General features: G+C 58.1%; 13 protein-coding genes. 6 read left to right on the top strand and 7 right to left on the bottom strand.

Annotation, left to right across the window (positions count from 1 at the left end):
• Positions 1–3: 3 nt before the first annotated feature.
• Together HDF16_RS17025 and HDF16_RS17020 are read right to left on the bottom strand one after the other, a co-directional pair.
• Positions 4–1,518: an ABC transporter ATP-binding protein gene (locus tag HDF16_RS17025; RefSeq protein WP_184219008.1), complete on the bottom strand. Its 1,515-nt coding sequence runs from the start codon at positions 1,516–1,518 to the stop codon at positions 4–6.
• Positions 1,515–2,543, bottom strand: a complete 1,029-nt coding sequence (locus HDF16_RS17020; RefSeq protein ID WP_184219005.1) for a BMP family protein — start codon at positions 2,541–2,543, stop codon at positions 1,515–1,517. The genes HDF16_RS17025 and HDF16_RS17020 overlap by 4 nt, the downstream gene beginning before the upstream one ends.
• 186 nt (positions 2,544–2,729) lie before the next feature.
• Here HDF16_RS17020 and HDF16_RS17015 point away from each other — a divergent pair, with 186 nt between their 5' ends.
• On the top strand, positions 2,730–3,467 hold the full coding sequence (locus HDF16_RS17015; RefSeq protein ID WP_184219003.1) for a class I SAM-dependent methyltransferase: 738 nt from the start codon (positions 2,730–2,732) through the stop codon (positions 3,465–3,467).
• Here the strand turns inward: HDF16_RS17015 and HDF16_RS17010 are convergent.
• Positions 3,449–5,854, bottom strand: coding sequence for a tetratricopeptide repeat protein (locus tag HDF16_RS17010; RefSeq protein WP_184219000.1), 2,406 nt, complete (start codon positions 5,852–5,854; stop codon positions 3,449–3,451). The two genes, HDF16_RS17015 and HDF16_RS17010, sit on opposite strands and share 19 nt — an antisense overlap.
• Positions 5,855–6,178: 324 nt before the next feature.
• On the opposite strand from HDF16_RS17010, the gene HDF16_RS17005 reads away from it, so the two are divergent.
• Positions 6,179–8,557, top strand: coding sequence for a DUF707 domain-containing protein (locus tag HDF16_RS17005; RefSeq protein WP_184218997.1), 2,379 nt, complete (start codon positions 6,179–6,181; stop codon positions 8,555–8,557).
• A gap of 6 nt (positions 8,558–8,563) precedes the next feature.
• Here HDF16_RS17005 and HDF16_RS17000 read toward each other — a convergent pair whose 3' ends face one another.
• Genes HDF16_RS17000 through rfbF form a run of 4 tightly spaced genes read right to left on the bottom strand, consistent with a single transcriptional unit; the run spans position 8,564 to position 11,929 of the window.
• Positions 8,564–9,490 carry an NAD-dependent epimerase/dehydratase family protein gene (locus HDF16_RS17000; RefSeq protein WP_184218994.1) on the bottom strand — a complete coding sequence of 309 codons (927 nt, stop codon included), beginning with the start codon at positions 9,488–9,490 and terminating at the stop codon, positions 8,564–8,566.
• A complete protein-coding gene (gene rfbC, locus HDF16_RS16995; protein ID WP_184218991.1) occupies positions 9,487–10,053 on the bottom strand; it encodes a dTDP-4-dehydrorhamnose 3,5-epimerase in 567 nt (188 codons plus the stop codon). The genes HDF16_RS17000 and rfbC overlap by 4 nt, the downstream gene beginning before the upstream one ends.
• Positions 10,050–11,174, bottom strand: coding sequence for a CDP-glucose 4,6-dehydratase (gene rfbG / locus HDF16_RS16990; RefSeq protein ID WP_184218988.1), 1,125 nt, complete (start codon positions 11,172–11,174; stop codon positions 10,050–10,052). Before rfbG ends, rfbC begins: the two co-directional genes overlap by 4 nt.
• On the bottom strand, positions 11,159–11,929 hold the full coding sequence (rfbF, locus tag HDF16_RS16985) for a glucose-1-phosphate cytidylyltransferase (protein ID WP_184218985.1): 771 nt from the start codon (positions 11,927–11,929) through the stop codon (positions 11,159–11,161). The genes rfbG and rfbF overlap by 16 nt, the downstream gene beginning before the upstream one ends.
• Before the next feature lie 147 nt (positions 11,930–12,076).
• Here rfbF and rfbH point away from each other — a divergent pair, with 147 nt between their 5' ends.
• From rfbH to HDF16_RS16965, 4 genes are all read left to right on the top strand, one after another.
• Positions 12,077–13,414, top strand: coding sequence for a lipopolysaccharide biosynthesis protein RfbH (rfbH, locus tag HDF16_RS16980; RefSeq protein WP_184218982.1), 1,338 nt, complete (start codon positions 12,077–12,079; stop codon positions 13,412–13,414).
• 33 nt (positions 13,415–13,447) lie between these two features.
• Complete coding sequence (locus tag HDF16_RS16975) at positions 13,448–14,164, top strand: glycosyltransferase family 25 protein (protein WP_184218979.1); 717 nt, start codon at positions 13,448–13,450, stop codon at positions 14,162–14,164.
• 111 nt (positions 14,165–14,275) lie between these two features.
• A complete protein-coding gene (locus tag HDF16_RS16970; protein WP_184218976.1) occupies positions 14,276–15,628 on the top strand; it encodes a cytosine permease in 1,353 nt (450 codons plus the stop codon).
• A 3-nt stretch (positions 15,629–15,631) separates the two neighbouring features.
• Positions 15,632–16,576, top strand: coding sequence for a nucleoside hydrolase (locus tag HDF16_RS16965; protein WP_184218973.1), 945 nt, complete (start codon positions 15,632–15,634; stop codon positions 16,574–16,576).
• Positions 16,577–16,579 lie beyond the last annotated feature (3 nt).

Raw genomic sequence — 16,579 nt, 5'->3', positions numbered from 1 at the left:
ATCTCACGAAGACACCCCGGTGGGTTCGAGTGGAGTGCCTGCCATCATCATGCCGAGTTGTTCGGCGGTGGCGCTTGCGGGATCGACGACGCCGACGATACGACCTTCGTACATGACGGCGATACGGTCGGCGAGGTTCAGCAGCTCTTCGAGCTCAGCGGAGACAAGTAGGATTGCCGTACCCTTGGCGCGTTCACGCAGCAGCTCTGCCCAGATTGATTCGATGGCTCCTACATCGAGGCCGCGCGTGGGTTGTTCGACAACGAGAACTTTTGGCGCGGACATGATCTCTCGCCCTAGAATGACCTTCTGTAAATTGCCTCCGGATAATTTCGAGGCGTGAGTCTCATCGTTCGCGCCACGAACGCCGAAGCGAGTGATGATCGTCTGTGCCCTCGCTCGGATAAGCGTCTTGTTGAAGAGGCTATGGCGCGTATTGGATCGCGGCTGCGTCAGCATGGCGTTATCCGCGATGGAGAGATCAGCGACTGAACCGACGTTACGGCGATCGGCCGGGACATAGGCGAGGCCAAGAGCGCGACGCTCGGCAACCCGGGCCTCCGTAATGTCGCGACCGTTCAAGAGGATGCTGCCACCTTCGATGGTGCGAAGGCCAAGAAGCGCCTGCGCAAGCTCGGACTGGCCGTTGCCATCTACGCCAGCGATACCGAGGATCTCGTGGGGATGTAACTCCAGCGAGATATCTTTCAACTTCCGCTGACCTGCATGATCGCGAACGGAAAGTCTCTTGACGCTAAGGATGCTCGGGCCTGGTGGAACTTCCAGCTTGCTTACGCTGAGATTCACGTCGCGACCAACCATCAGCCGCGCCAGCTCCGGGCCTGAGGTATCTTCTACGGCAACACTTGCGACGTTGCGGCCGTCCCGCATTACCGTAACGCGGTCGGCGAGCTCCATGATCTCGTGAAGCTTGTGCGTGACGATGAGAATGGACCGGCCTTGTGCGCGCAGTCCGCGCAGAACGGTGAAGAGGCGGTACTTTTCGGGTGCTGTGAGTACCGCAGTCGGTTCGTCAAGGATAAGGACGCGGGCATCGCGATAGAGCAGCTTCAGGATCTCGACGCGCTGTTGAACGCCAACGGGAAGTGTACCGGTGATGGCGTTGGGATCGACCGCAAGGTGATGCTGCTCGCTTAGTTCACGAATCCGACTGGCTGCTCGCTTGAGATTGAGCATCGCACCCGTGCCTTCGCGCAGGCCAAGGATGGTGTTCTCCGCGACAGTGAAGGTGGGAACAAGCATGAAGTCCTGGTGCACCATGCCGATGCCAAGCGCGATCGCATCCGCGGGCGACGTGATCGATACACGCTGGCCGTCGAGCAGGATCTGGCCCGAGTCCATGGCGTGGAATCCGTAGAGGATCTGCATCAGCGTGCTCTTGCCCGCTCCGTTCTCTCCGAGCAGAGCGTGAATCTCGCCGGGTCGCACGGTGAGGTCGACAGCATCGTTGGCGATGATGCCGGGGAATCGCTTCGTGATTTGGCTGAGCTGAATCATTGTTGAAGCGCAGCGACGGCTGCAGAGACGTCGATCTTGCCTTGAGCGAGACTGGACCAGAGTTGTTGGAAGGTAGACCAGGCCTGGGCGGAGACCAGTGAGGGATTGTATTTGCCGTGGGAGCCGGCACGAAGCAGCCACATCTTGTCGACCGTGGGATGCCACTCCGTCCCGCCAGTGAAGGTGCGATTCGCCACGGCATCGGCGGTCGTAGTGACCATGCCCGCGAGATTCATCTCAAAGCTGGTGGCCATATGATTGGGGGCGAGCGAGGTCTGATCGGAGTAGCAGCCCATGACCTTGACATGCGCGGATGAGGCGGACTGAGCGACCCCTTGGATGACACCGAGGCCGGTGACGTCGGCGGCGTGCCATATGACATCGCAGCCGGTCCCGATCAAGGTGCTTGCGGCCTCGCGGCCCTTTGCCGCGTTGTCGTAGTCACCGGTGATGATGCCAAGGCCGCGGATACCGGGCACGGTGCGTTGCGCGCCTGCAATGAAGGCGAGCTTCATGCGTTGCTGGTTGGGATCGTCTGCGCCGCCGACGAAGCCGACTGCCTGGCGCTTGTTGGAGATGAGCGCGGCCAGGGCTCCGGCTGCGTAGGCGGCGTCGAAGTAGCCCATGTTCACGAACATGACGTTGCGTGGAACGGGATGATTTGGGATGAAGCTGGTGACGAAGTACGCCTGATGCGGATAGTCGGGTGCGACATCGAGAAGGGCGCTCGAGAACTCAAAACCGTGGCCGAGGATGAGATCGAAGCCGTCGTCAGAGTAGCCGCGCGCCACCTGTTGGACCTGTGCGAGCGTGATGTCTTCGGCGTAGGTGGCATAGAAGCGCGGATCGGCGCGCAAGCGCTCGATGCCTTCGTAGGCCAACTGGCCCCAGCCTCCATCGTTGATCACGCCGGTCAGGAGGAGAACGACCTTTGTGGGGCGCCCTTGTGCGGGGGCGCGGGGAATGAGGCCGCCTAATGCGAGCGTGCTCGCCGAGTTAAGAAAGCTGCGCCGCGATATTCGCAACGTCGGTGGCCTCTTCAGGTTGGGGTGCTTTGCAGTGATTGTAGCGGCTGCGGAGCGTCGGCTAGAACCAGCTCCTCTAAATCGTCCTTAGCCGGGTAATCCGAGCGATACCCGGCCACGATCGGTCGTCCTGCGGCGACACGAATGTGAGAGTCTGTTGCAGTACAGCCAGGAAGGTCGGAATTTATGCCAGCGTTGGAATGGAACCACTCATACTGGGGTAAGGATTACAGCTGGAGTGAGGGCGGAGACGAATGGAGCGTCACCTGGGGCGGAAGCGAAGCGCAGTGGTTCGGGTCACTCTATCCGCGCCTTCATCGGATGATCCCCGCGCGTCGAATCCTCGAGATAGCGCCCGGTCGCGGACGATGGACCCAGTACCTCATTCCGATGTGTTCTGCCTTCATTGGCATCGATATCGCTGAGTCCTGCGTGGTCGAATGCACCAAGCGATTCGCGAACGTCGCCCATGCGGGCTTCATTCAGAACGATGGCACATCCCTCGCGTCGGTTCCTGACGCGAGCTTCGACTTCGTCTTTTCTTTCGACAGTCTGGTTCACGCTGAATTGGATGTCATGCAGCGCTACATTCCGCAGATCGTCCAGAAGCTTGCGCCCGGAGGAAAGGCTTTCCTGCATCATTCGAACTTCGCGGTATGCGACGACGGCGGGCAGCAGCCGCCCCACGGGCGCGCTGCTTCAGTTTCGGGTGAGATTATCGCCGACCTGGTCAAGCAAAGTGGTGGGAGGATGCTGGTCAGCGAACTGATTAACTGGGGCTCGATCGACACCATAGACTGCCTGAGCACATTTGCGAGAGGGGATGATCCGGGGCCAGAGCATGTGCGACTGACGAACCCTCGCTACATGGAAGAAGCCGCGCTAATCCATGACTTTCAGAGTTACTACTCCAAGCTCACATAGTTTTCAGACATTGACCGACTGGTGTCGACGAGAGCGCGCAAGCTCGATGCGACGCGCTCGAAGACGGGTGACCAATCCTGCCGGTTGAACTGGCGGAACAGACGCGCCGTTGGATACCACGGCGACTGCTCGCCTTCGAGTCCCCATCGCCAATCGAGCGGATCGTAGAGGAGTATCCAGACCGGCTTGCCCATAGTGCCAGCAAGGTGAGCGACGGCCGTGTCCACCGTGATCACAAGGTCGAGGCCTGCGATGATTGCGGCCGTGTCGGCAAAGTCCTTCACGTTGTTGCAATCTGCAACGAAGCTGAAGTTATTGCCTTGCTCGTTCGCCTGCTGGGCCGGCTCCCCGGTCTGAAGCGAAGTGAATTCGATGCCTTCGATCGTTGCCAGCTCAGACCACTGAGAGAGTGTCGTGGAGCGCAAGCGGTCACGCTTATCGTTCTTATTGCCTGCCCACACGATGCCCACCTGCAACGTGGGCTTCAATTGAGTCGACGATGCGAAGCGTTCGGCGAAGCTGCTTGACGGTGGTGGGATCGTGGCGGCGTTCGTATCGAAGATGTAGGGCAGGCTCATCAAAGGCGCACAGGTGGCGAACTCCGGCAAGGGATCGCCCTGTGCGATGCACTCCGCAACGCCAGGTACACCTTGCAGCAGAGTTTGCAACGAACGTTGAACCTGGAGAATGACCCGGCCACCTCGCTGCGCGACCAACTCCGCATAGCGGGCGAATTGCAGCGTGTCTCCCTGGCCCTGCTCTGCGTAGAGGAGGATCGTCTTACCTTCAAGGGGCGAGCCATCCCACAGCGGCTGATCGAAGGCACGATGCTGATCGACAAACTTGTCTACCTGCTTGCGCCATTCGTACTCTTTCCAGCCTTCGTGGAACTGTTGGTGCAGGAGAAGCTTCTCGCCGAAGTTCCAGCGGTATTCCGCCGAGTCCGGCTGCTCGCGCACGGTTGCCTCAAGCAGATCAAGACCTTCCGGATCACCCAGCGACGACTGCACCAATCCCAGGTTATGTCTTGCGATCGACGAGTCGAGAGAGATCGTCAACGACTGGCGATAGAAGTCCGCAGCCTCGCTCAACTGGCCGCGATTCTGTGCAATAAATCCAAGCTGCGTGTAGGCTGCGGCATTCTTTGGATTGAGCGTGAGTGCTTGCTCCAGCGCCTCGATGGCAGCCGATTCATCACCATAGATGCTGAGGTGTTTTCCAAGATTGAAGAACGCTTCATCCGACTTCGGATCGAGAGAGGTTGCTTTGCGGAAGGCCGCTTCGGCCTCGTCGATTCGTTCCAGATCAGTAAGCGTCGCGCCAAGATTGTTCCAGCCTGCCGCATCGCTTGGCGACAGTTCGATGACTTTGCGATACGTCGCCAGGGCCTCTTCAAGTCTGCCATCGGCTCTCGTCAGGTTGCCAAGTTCGAGATGCGCGGCGGCGTGTCCTGGATTGAGGGAGAGCACCTTCAGCAGATGCCCTTCAGCAGCGGTGAGATCGCCAAGCAGTACAGCTTGCTTCGCCAGGTTGAACCAGCCATCGCTGGAGTCTCCTGTGATCTCTATCGACTTCGTGAGCGCAGTCTTTGCTTCCTGATGCTGTCCAAGTTCACTCAGCGCAAGGCCAAGATTGTTCTGAATGTCCGATGCGCCCTTAGGAGAGAAATCCAAAGCGATACGGTATAACTCGATCGCTTCGAGAACGCGGCCATCCGCACGCAGGACGTTGGCGAGATTGAAGTGAGCGTCGGGGCTTTCGGGGTCAAGGCGAATCGCAATGCGGTAGCTCTCTTCGGCTTCGTGCGTCTTGTCGAGCAACAGCTGTGCGTTGCCGGCCGCGATGAATGAGGGAGCGAAGGAAGGATTCAATTTTGTGGCTGTAACGTAGCAGTTCAGGGCAAGCTGGGCGTTGCCTTCACGCTCTTCAAGACGGCCCACGGACATCTGTGCTTCAACAGAGCGGGCAGACAGACGCTGGGCGGTCTTCAGGGATCGCCTTGCTTCTCTATCCCCACGTTCGAACTGAAGCTTGCCCAGGTTCAGGTGTGCCTCGCCATTCTGCGGATCGACCCGCAGCGCACGCCGATAGCTCTTCTCGGCAGCGGCCGTGTCCCCACTCTTCGCCAGAAGATTGCCGAGGTTATTGTGATAAGCAGCCATGCGCGGCTTCAGCGAGATTGCTTCATCGATGAGGCGCATGCCGTTTGAATGGTCTCCCTGCTGCCCTTTGAGTACCCCAAGCAGGTGAAGCGCGTCGGCATTCTGCGGCTCCCGTGCCATGATCTGGATATAGCACTGCTCTGCGCTTGCAAGATCTCCGCGCTGGTGCAGCGCGATGCCTTTGGCCACTAACTCAGCGACCGGCTGATTGAGTGATGCGATCAATAGGGAGTCCTTTTCAAAACGCCGGCTGCGAGAGCGGCTGTAATGGTGTCCCCCGAAGTATAGCGAGGCTGTCTCATAACGCTGTACAACTTTCCTGTCATCAAATACGGGTCTGGTTTCGCTATGATCTTGAGTGTTAGCGTGCCCATCGAAGTAGCACGGTGCACTGGTTCAAGCCAGGGATGAGATAGACCGTTACTGATTGTTGTTCTGCACTACCTGGCAACCCCCTCCCTTTCTTGAAAACTATTTAGAAGTCCTAACGGTCCAACGTCTCGCACTTACTTCATGGAAGCTGCTTGAGACGAGAGGACAAGCGTCAGGATGAACAAGACAGGTCACCAAAATCTCCCCAAGGTTCTTGGCATCGCAATGGTCAAGAACGAGCGGAGCATCATTGAAGCGTTCGTTCGGCACAACATTCGCTTTCTCGCAAAGCTCGTGGTGCTCGACAACGGATCGATCGATGGCACAAGTGAGATTCTGTCCGAGCTCGCCGTAGAGTTTCCGGCCTTGCTGGTCGTCCAGGATGAGCGTTTCGGATATACGCAGTCAGAGATCATGACCGCGATGCTGCATCAGTACCAGGCGGCGTTTCGCGCGGACTTCGTGATCGCGATCGATGCAGATGAGTTTCTGGATGTTGCGGATGATACTTCTTTCTTCGCCACAGTGAATCAGATTCCCGCCAACGGGTTCGGCCTCATCCCGTGGTGTACGTATGTGGTCACACCGAACTTTGACCCAACCTCCGAACCTGACCCGTTGAAGGCCATGCAATGGCGCAGAAGGCAGGAAGCGCCTCAGTACTTCAAGGTCGTAATGCGGCTTGACGGTGCCTCGGCTGCTGATCTCTCGCTGGTACAGGGCAACCACATGATCGAATCCTTGACGGGCAGAGATATCCCGGGTGTCGTGATTCAGGGCTTGCGGCTGCTGCATTACCCGGTACGCTCAAGAGAGCAGATCGTCGCCAAGACTGTCGTTGGCTGGATGGCTTACCTCGCCGTTAACCCGCAGGCGGGAGATAACAAGCTGGGCGATCAGTGGCGTACAAACTTTCGTCGCATTGTGAGCGGAGATCGCCTCGATCATCAAATGCTAAGCGAGATGTCTTTGCTGTACTCGCAGACGCCTCGCAAGATCGATTGGTCGAATGATGTCGTGCACGAGGGATCGCGACTCGTCTTCGAGCGACGATACTCTTCCGGCCTGATGCTCGATACAGTTGAACTGCTTGCGCTCTCCTGGGAACAGTCGATCACTAACTCGCGACGCCTGGCACCGACTGCCAAGATTGCTGCGCTGATTGGCGAAGAGAAGCCTGCGGCCAAGTCGGGCGATGCGACCCCCGACAGTCTGCCCGCGGAGGTTGTACCTTCGCCGAACACCGCAGTTGAGGCATTAATCGCCGAAGGGAAGATCGACGAGGCCCTGGAGTTGTTGAGCCAGTCCATCGCTAAGCAGGAGACTGCGGAGCTTTGGAACGATTGGGCGACGATTCAGTGCGCTCGTGCACAACATGATCTCGCGGAGCAAGGTTATCGGCGTGCACTTTATCTTCAGGAGTCGCACCGTTCTTCCGCTGTCAATCTCGGCATCCTGCTTATGAGCCGCGGCAGAGTCCAGGAAGGCACTACCTTCGTTCAGCCTTTTGCTTCGACGCTTACGAAAGATGAGCAGGATGCGATCACCGCGCTCTCAGCATCGTTCGCGGGAACAGAGTCGGAACCGCTACCAGCAACGCCGCAGATCGCCTTCGCTCCGCAGAAGAAGCGTTTCCTTGTGGTGGTGCGCGCTGGCGATAACTCACTACATCCTGAATGGCTTCAGGGGTCGGAGGCGAGAAACTGGGACATGATCGTCCACTCCTTCGGCAACGAGTGCCCGTGGGAAGACGAGGAGGGCGTCGAGATCATTCGCGCAACCGGGGCGGAGATCAAGGGGCCCAAGCTGCGCGCAATCCACGCTCTGTACGAGCGCAAGAAGGATCACTTTCTCTCCTACGAGTATGTCTTCTTTCCGGATGATGATCTTGCCGCGGATGTAGAGACCTTCAACCGCATCTTTCTCCTCGCCGATCACTTTGGGCTGCACTACGCCCAGCCCGCGCTGACGCACGACAGCTTCATGGGTGCGTGGGGGATCACGATGGAGAACCGGTCCTTCCTGCTCCGCTATACCAACTTTGTTGAGGTGATGGCTCCGGTCTTCAGCCGCGCTTATCTCCAGCTCTGCGCTCCGAGCTTCATCGAAAATATCAGCGGCTACGGCCTTGATCTTTTATGGTCAAGCTGGATTCCATCGCCATGGAAGATAGGAATACTTGACGCTTGCCCGGTGAAACACACAAGACCCTTTCGCGTTGGGAAGTTATACGAAACTTTGAAGGAATTGGGTTCCAATCCGGATCAAGAGCTGGTTGACTTGATACGCAAGTGGAAACTGGTGAAAGAAGAAGAGCAGATTGCAGGGAGAGTAGTGATACCGACTGCCAAGATCAGGGGCGGTATTTTGCGAAACCAAACCAAGGTTACGGTTCAGGATGGGCAGGGAATGCTCCTGCTGCAATCGCTGATCAACGGATTTCCAGAAGAGATCTCACGCGATCACGAACAAGCGATCAGCCTTCTGCTTCCAGTCATTCAGAACACGATGGATTGCTGGAGTCAATACCGTTTGGCGGGACAAGCCGGCCAGTAAGCGGCGCTATAGTTCCGCAGGAAGTAAGTTCTCCTCCAAGAGAAGGCGGCGCAGACCCTCACGCAGGCTGATCTTCGCGTGCCATCCCGGCAGTCTCGTTCCCTGCCAAGGTACCATCACTTCGCGGTCGCGATAGGCTCGGGTGCCGAAGGTTATTGGAAGCGGCTGCTTCGCGACATCTTCGAAGATCGCAACAACCTCGCGTAGAGTGTGGCGCTCTTCGTTGCTTACGGCATAGACCTCATGTCTCGATGCCTCGCTACCCTGCAGGAGGCTGGCGGCATGAAGGAAGGCCCTGCAGATATCGTCGACGTGAGTCAGGTCGAGTATCTGCTCTCCGGGCGACATGCCCAGTGGCTCGCCCATTCTCAGCAGGTCGATGAGGAGAGCGAGCAGCTTTCGGCGCGTGTCATTCGGGCCGTAGGTATCGAATAAGCGAAGCGTGATCGCCTTGAGTCCGGCGGTTTCCACGTAGTAGAGCAGGAGATCTTCGAAGGCCTGCTTGGTCGCGGCGTACAAGTTGACCGGCTCATACCCATCGCCACGGAAGCTTTGCCACGCGGTGCCTGTGTTCACCAACGTCTGAATCTGCGCGAGGCGCATCGCTTCAAGCAATTGCGTGCCGAAGAGAATGTTTGAGGAGATCAGCGCATCGATCTGATCGGTATTGTGTTGAGCGAGAAAGAGAGAGCCCAGGTGAAAGACTGTCGTGGGGCGGAACTCTGCGACCGCCTCGACCACTTCGGAGGTCTGTCCGGTATAGGTATAGACCTTTGCTACGGATGGAAGCGGGGCAAGGCTTGAGGCGGATGCAGGGCGTGCAATGGCTGCAATCTGCCAACCTTCACGGCTCAGACGATCAATCAAATGTGAGCCGATGAAGCCGGAGGCTCCGGTGACAAGTGCGCGAGGAGCTTCGGCAGCGAAGGTCATAGGCTGAAGGGGCTTTCAAACTCCGAGAGTGTTTGGAACACTTTGTCGCGCTCTGAAAGGATGGGATCGTTGACTGGCCAGGGAATCTTTGCGGAGTCCCAGCGAATGCCGCCATCGTGCGCTGGCGAGTAGACGCTCGATTGCTTGTAGTAGAGAAGAGCCTCATCAGAGGTGACGCAGAAACCATGCGCGAAGCCGGGTGGAAGATAGACTGCATTCGCGGCCGTTCCGCTTAGGTTAATCACGGCGTGCTGGCCGTAGGTGGGCGAGTCTCTGCGGAGATCGAGGGCCACGTCGAACACTTCGCCACGCGCGCAGAGCACCACCTTGGCGTGCTGCATAGGCGGGACCTGAAAATGGAGTCCGCGCAGCGTGTCCCGGACGGAATAAGTGAGATATTCCTCTTGAAATTCCGTACATAGGCCGTGCTTTTGCCATAGCGGCTTATGGAAGACCTTCGCGAAGAAGCCACGCCTGTCGCTGACTACAGTGGGCCGTATCTCAAAACAGCCGTCCAGGGGTGTCGCTACGAAGTCGATCTTCGGGTAGGGCAAATCACTCATGGTCTCGGGCGCCTTAACAACTCTTCATAGGCCGAGATCTGTTGAAGCGTAAAGTCGCGCATCGCAAGACCAGGCTCTGAGCTAGCCTGCCAGGTTTGATACCAATCCACAAGCCACGAGAGAGCAGCATCGAGTCCAAGTTGCGGCGTCCATCCCAGGTGATGGATCGCGCGGCTGATGTCGAGCTTCAGATAGTGGGCTTCGTGCGGGCCGGTGTGCTCATCCACAACCCAGCTCGATCCATTGCCCCATAGCGTGGCCATGTGGTCGGCGATCCAGGCCACAGTCTGGGCGTCATGCTGCATCGGGCCGAAGTTGTAGGCTGTGGCAAACTCACTCCGCGACTTCGGCGAGCCCATCAATAGCTTTTCCGCGAGGCGAATGTAGCCGTGCAGCGGCTCGAGCACATGCTGCCATGGACGAATCGAGTGCGGGTTGCGGATGTGAACTGGCGTGCCTGAGAGGAAGCCACGAACTATATCCGGGATCAACCGATCAGTCGACCAGTCGCCACCGCCAATAACATTTCCCGCTCGTGCCGTGGCGATGGCTACGCCATGCTCTGCGAGCTTGGCAGGATGAAAGTACGACTGGCGGAACGAAGCTGCTGCGATCTCGGCGCATGCCTTCGAGCTTGAGTAAGGGTCGTAGCCTCCGAGGGGATCTGTCTCGCGATAGGGCCAGATCCACTCTTTGTTTTCGTAGCACTTGTCTGTCGTAATGCAGACCACTGCCCGAACGGAAGGAGTGCGTCTTACCGCGTCGAGGAGATGCGCAGTGCCCATCACGTTTGTGGCGTAGGTCTCGATTGGCGAGTCGTACGAAGTGCGTACCAGCGCCTGCGCGGCCAGATGAAAGATGACTTCCGGGGCGAACTCGCGAAGAGTGCTCTCAAGGGCACTCGCGTCGCGGATGTCCCCGCGGATGTCTTCAACAGCGGATGCAACTTGCGCCGTCTCGAAAAAATTAAGCTGAGTTGCTGGGTCCAGAGAATAGCCCCGTACCGTAGCACCGAGATGCGTAAGCCAAAGCGCGAGCCATCCACCCTTGAAGCCCGTGTGGCCCGTCAGGAAGACTCGTCTGCCCTTCCAGAACCCGGTATCCACTACCAGCTCTTCCATGGCGCCTGTCCCTTGTTCCAGAGCTCTTCGAGGTGCATCTTGTCTCGCAGCGTGTCCATTGCCTGCCAGAAACCGCGATGGTGGAAGGTGCATACCTCGCCCCCCGCAACCAGCGCCTCCAGGGGTTCACGCTCAAACATCTGGCTGTCGTCCGTGACAGCATTGATCGCCTTCGGCGAGAGGACAAAGAATCCGCCGTTGATCCACCCAGCCTCGTCGGGCGGCTTTTCCTGAAACGACGTGACCGTGGTTCCGTCGAGACCAAGCACGCCGTAGCGCGAAGACGGCTGAACGCTCGTGATCGTGACCAGCTTTGAGTGCTCTTTGTGGAACTTGATCGTGGCTGCGATGTCCACATCCGAGACCCCGTCGCCGTAGGTCATACAGAAGCTTTCTTCACCTTCAAGGAAGCGGGCCACGCGGCGCAATCTCCCACCTGTTCCGCTGGTATCTCCGGTGTCAACGAGAGTCACACGCCATGGCTCCGCGGCCGATCCGTGGACGGTCATCTTGTTGCTCGTCATGTCGAAGGTTATGTCGGAGGTATGAAGGAAATAATTGGCGAAGTATTCCTTGATGACGTAGCCCTTGAAGCCGCAGCAGATGATGAAGTCGTTGATCCCGTGATTCGAGTAGAGCTTCAGAATGTGCCACAGGATAGGGCGGCCTCCGATTTCGACCATCGGCTTGGGGCGAACGCTAGTCTCTTCGGCGATGCGAGTTCCCATGCCACCCGCAAGAATGACTGCCTTCATGCGCAACTTCCTCCGTCAAGTCATCATAGTCGCGGAGTCGGTCTATTCATGTTGCTTGTGAAGGTGCGTGTGTCCCCCAAATGGGTAATGTCTTCGCGTGAACTCATGGCTGCGACCTGCGATTCAAGATGTATCCTTAAGGCACTCATGACTGAAAAGGCCAGCGAACTCCGGAGACAGATACTCGAGCTAACCGTTCAATACCATGCGGAGGCGTTCCCTGAGACCGCGTTCGAGCCAGGCCGTTCCGCGGTTCCAGTCTCGGGAAAGGTCATCGACGCAGAGGACATCGCCTCGGTCGTGGACTCCGCGCTAGACGGATGGTTCACCACGGGCCGCTTCGCGAAGGAGTTCGAGCGCAAGCTTGCCAGGTTTGTGGGTGTTCGTTCGGCGAGCCTAGTCAACTCCGGGTCGAGCGCCAATCTTGTGGCTCTGAGCGCGTTGACGTCCCCGAAGCTGGGTGACCGCGCATTGAAGCGCGGTGACGAAGTCATCACGGTGGCTGCGGGCTTCCCGACCACCGTCAATCCTATCTTCCAGAATGGACTGGTTCCCGTCTTTCTCGATGTCAACCTGCAGACCTACGACATCGATTGCACAAAGCTGGAAGAGGCGTACAGTCCCAAAGTAAAAGCTGTGATGATTGCTCATACGCTGGGGAATGTCTTTAATCTGGATGCGATTACCGCCTTTTGCAAAAAATACAATCTATGGCTGGTTGAAGATTGCTGCGACGCTCTGGGATCGACTTTCAGAGGACAGAAGGTGGGCACCTTCGGCGACATAGCTACCGTGAGCTTTTATCCCGCACACCACATCACCATGGGTGAAGGCGGAGCGGTACTTACGAACACGCCTGCGCTTCAGGTCTTGATTGAAAGCTTCCGCGACTGGGGCCGTGACTGCTGGTGCGAGCCCGGCAAAGACAATACCTGTGGCAAGCGGTTCGACTGGCAACTAGGCACGCTGCCCTGCGGCTACGACCATAAGTACACCTACAGCCATGTGGGCTACAACCTGAAGGCCACGGATATGCAGGCTGCTCTTGGCGTCTCTCAGATTGCCAAGCTTCCGCAATTTATCGAACGCCGTAAAGAGAACTTCAAGTGCTTATCGGAGCAGCTGGCTTCTTTAGAAGAGTTTCTTCTTCTGCCGGTAGCTGCGGAACACTCGGACCCTAGCTGGTTCGGGTTCCCCATCGCAGTCAGGGTGGACGCCCCTTTTAGTCGCGATCAGTTGACTAGAGCTTTGACAGCGAAAGGTGTCGGAACGCGCCTGCTTTTTGCTGGCAACTTGTTACGGCAGCCGGCCTATGAGGGCTACAAGCATCGAGTCGTCGGGGATCTAAGCAATACGGACTTTGTAATGAACCAGGTCTTCTGGATCGGGGTCTATCCGGGACTGACAAAGCCGATGCTTGATTTCGTAGTCGACGTCATCACGGAATTTATTCAATCGGCCAAGAATGGCCTGCTAACCCTCTAGTCGCGGCGGACGACAACCATGCGCATATCGCTGATGAATCTCGATAGAAGCACCGATCGCCTCGCTTCGTTCCTTGAGATCAATCAGCATCTCTCGGATGTCTATCGCGTTCCCGCTGTAGAGGGCAATGCGCTCGACCGGGCGAAGCTGCGTGAGGGCGGGATACTGGCCGATGCGATGCCGACTTACACCGATGGAGCGCTGGGCTGCGCGTTGTCGCATCTCGCTCAATGGAATCTCGCCGCAACAAGTGGCGGCTTCGTTACGATCGCGGAAGACGACGCCATCTTTCATGATCAATTTGAGGCGCTGGCTGAAAAGGTCGTCGCTTCGCTTCCCGCTGATTGGGACATCATCCAGTGGGGGTGGAACTTCGACTCGATCCTCGCTTTCGACTTGCTGCCAGGCATCTCTAACTCTGTAGCGGTCTTCGACCAGGCGAAGCTGAGAGACAATATACCGGCATTCATGCGGCTTCCCATCACGCCGGTTGCGTTTCGGCTGCAGCGCTCACTGGGGACTGTGTGCCAATCAATCTCCCCTGCTGGAGCGGCGAAGCTCCTCAAGCATTGCCTGCCAATCCGGCCCATGGAGGTCTTCTATCCTGTGTTGAACCGGAGTCTTCAGAACACGGGAATCGACAACATGATGAACGACCTCTACCCGCAGATCAATGCTTACGTTTCGTTGCCGCCCCTGGTGGTCACGAAGAATGATCATGGAGCGTCGACGGTACAAGGGAACGGCTGAAGGTAGACCGCGAGTGTAAGCGGCGCATCATCTATACTCTGGATTCAGACCCCGTGCGCCCCGCCGCAATGACGTCATCCCCTCTGCTGGAGGCATCCCATCGAATCGGCCGTGCTCCCGAACCTCGACGTTGCGACCAGCGGCATTGAACGCTTTGCCATCGAGCCTGTTCCCGACCACCTGAAGACCGTTCGCTGGCCCGATCTGTTTCTTCTCGTCAGTAATTTCCTGATCAATCCCTCAACCATCGTCATTGGCGGTCTCGCTGTCGCATCCGGCCTCTCATTCGGCGCGACCGTCATCACATCTACGCTGGGCATCCTGACCGCCTTCTCGGCCTACATCATCATGGCCACGGTCGGTGTTGACTACGGCATCACCGGGCAGGTCGCTTGCCGCATGGTCTTCGGCATTCAGGGTGCCAAGTGGCTTCCGTCCATCATGCGTGTGATCGCATCGACCTACTGGTTCGCGGTGCAGACGATCGTCGCAGCCAACGTCGTTGTCGCCATCCGCCACCAGGTCAGCGGCGCTGATTCTTCGGTCGTACTCACCGGGTTGGTTCTTGCGACGCTGCAGGTGATTCTCGCCCTCGCCGGGTATGACTGGCTCAAGAAGTTGTCGCGGTATGGCTTCCCAATCAAGATCGCCGGTATCGCGTACATGTTCTGGCTGCTTGCGCATGTGGCCCAGCCAAACTATCGCCCGTCTGCGGTTCTGCAGTTTCATCAGCACAGCGGATGGCACTATGGTCTGTGCGCTGTGTGGCTGAACAGCATGGTCGCAGCGTGGCTGACCATGATTACCGATGCTGCGGACTTCTGCCGGTACACGCGCAGCCGCCGCGATATGTGGTGGGGCACCATGCTCGCAGGCCTGCTGGCGACCGCGTTCTCGGTGTCGCTGGGCGCTTATGGGGCTTGCGCATCGCTTGGGCGTGAGACCAACCCGTTCTCGCTCACGGCCACCATCGATCCACACTGGTTCACGCTGACTCTTATTCTGCTGGTAATCACGCTCGACGAGACCACCATCAACGTCATGAACCTTTACACCGGCGGACTCTCGCTGACCAACTTCATCGAGCGTCCCGGGCGTTTCTGGAACACGCTCGCCGTCGGAATCGTGAGCGTCACGCTTTCCGCATTCCCGTTGCTGCTGACCCGCCTTCTTCCCTTCACGACGTTGCTTGGCAATCTCTTCGCGCCGGTTGCCGGAGTTCTTCTGTTCCACTACCTGTTCATCGCGCGAATGCACATCGACGTGCCCGCGCTCTTCGACCCGCACGGCATCTATCGCTACTTTCATGGCGTCAACGTTGTGGCGATGGCGTGGTGCGTTCTCGGATACGCCTTCTACTCCGTCCTACCGGTAGTCGCTCTGCCTGCGGTGGTCACACCGATCGTCACCGGCCTCGGCTATCTTGTCACGATGCGACTTACAGGCATTCGCAAGCTCGCTTAATTTATGACCACACCGCGCAGCGTCATCTTCGATACCGATCCATCGCCCGACGATGCCGTAGCCTTCCTCGCCGCGCTCGTTTCTCCGGACGAACTTGAAGTGCTTGCGATCACGACGGTGGCCGGAAACGTGCCTGTGGAACTCACCACTCGTAATGCTCTCAAGGCGCTCGAACTGGCCCGTCGCACCGACGTTCCGGTCTACGCAGGAGCTGCAGCGCCGCTCGTCCGCAAGCTCATCACCGCCGAGCATGTTCACGGACGGACCGGCTTCGACGGATACGACCTTCCCGCCCCCACTAAGCTTCCGCAGGCCAGCTTCGCGCCAGACGCGATCGTCGAACTTGTGATGAGCCGACCGAGCGGCGCGGTCACTCTCTGCTGCCTGGCGCCACTCACCAACGTTGCGTTGGCGATGGCCCGCGAACCCCGCCTTGCGCAACACCTCGCCGGCATCGTCCTTATGGGTGGATCGATGTCCGAAGCGGGGAACATCACGCCCGCCGCCGAGTTCAACTTCTACGTCGACCCCGAAGCCGCTGCACGCGTGTTTTCGAGCGGCGCTTCCATCACGATGATCCCGCTCGACTGTACACATCAGGCGCTCATCACTGACGCTCGGCTTGAGATTCTGCGGAGTGCTGGAACGCCGGTCGGCACGGCCTTCTATCATCTGCTGGAGTTCAACAAGCGCTTCGATCGCAGCAAGTATGGCTGGCCGGGCGGTCCGCTCCACGACGCGACAGTAACCGCCTACCTGCTTCAGCCGAATCTGTTCGATGGGCGACATGTTCACGTAGAGATCGAATGCAGCAGCCAGCTTACGCTTGGAGCAAGCGTCGTCGATTGGTGGAGTGTGGCTGGCAAGCCTGCCAATGCCACCGTGCTCCGAACCATCGATTCCGATGGCTACTTCAAACTTATCTTCGACCGCCTTCTGCGTCTCTAGGAG

Source organism: Granulicella aggregans (assembly GCF_014203275.1).
Lineage (GTDB): Bacteria > Acidobacteriota > Terriglobia > Terriglobales > Acidobacteriaceae > Edaphobacter.
This window is presented reverse-complemented; position numbering and strand designations above follow the sequence as displayed.

What these genes read in the sequence shown, in the direction of transcription:
- HDF16_RS17025 (WP_184219008.1), bottom strand. Translation starts at nt 1,518, where the DNA reads ATGATTCAGCTCAGCCAAATCACGAAGCGATTCCCCGGCATCATCGCC.
- HDF16_RS17015 (WP_184219003.1), top strand. Translation starts at nt 2,730, where the DNA reads ATGCCAGCGTTGGAATGGAACCACTCATACTGGGGTAAGGATTACAGC.
- HDF16_RS17005 (WP_184218997.1), top strand. Translation starts at nt 6,179, where the DNA reads ATGAACAAGACAGGTCACCAAAATCTCCCCAAGGTTCTTGGCATCGCA.
- HDF16_RS17000 (WP_184218994.1), bottom strand. Translation starts at nt 9,490, where the DNA reads ATGACCTTCGCTGCCGAAGCTCCTCGCGCACTTGTCACCGGAGCCTCC.
- rfbC (WP_184218991.1), bottom strand. Translation starts at nt 10,053, where the DNA reads ATGAGTGATTTGCCCTACCCGAAGATCGACTTCGTAGCGACACCCCTG.
- rfbG (WP_184218988.1), bottom strand. Translation starts at nt 11,174, where the DNA reads ATGGAAGAGCTGGTAGTGGATACCGGGTTCTGGAAGGGCAGACGAGTC.
- rfbF (WP_184218985.1), bottom strand. Translation starts at nt 11,929, where the DNA reads ATGAAGGCAGTCATTCTTGCGGGTGGCATGGGAACTCGCATCGCCGAA.
- rfbH (WP_184218982.1), top strand. Translation starts at nt 12,077, where the DNA reads ATGACTGAAAAGGCCAGCGAACTCCGGAGACAGATACTCGAGCTAACC.
- HDF16_RS16975 (WP_184218979.1), top strand. Translation starts at nt 13,448, where the DNA reads ATGAATCTCGATAGAAGCACCGATCGCCTCGCTTCGTTCCTTGAGATC.
- HDF16_RS16965 (WP_184218973.1), top strand. Translation starts at nt 15,632, where the DNA reads ATGACCACACCGCGCAGCGTCATCTTCGATACCGATCCATCGCCCGAC.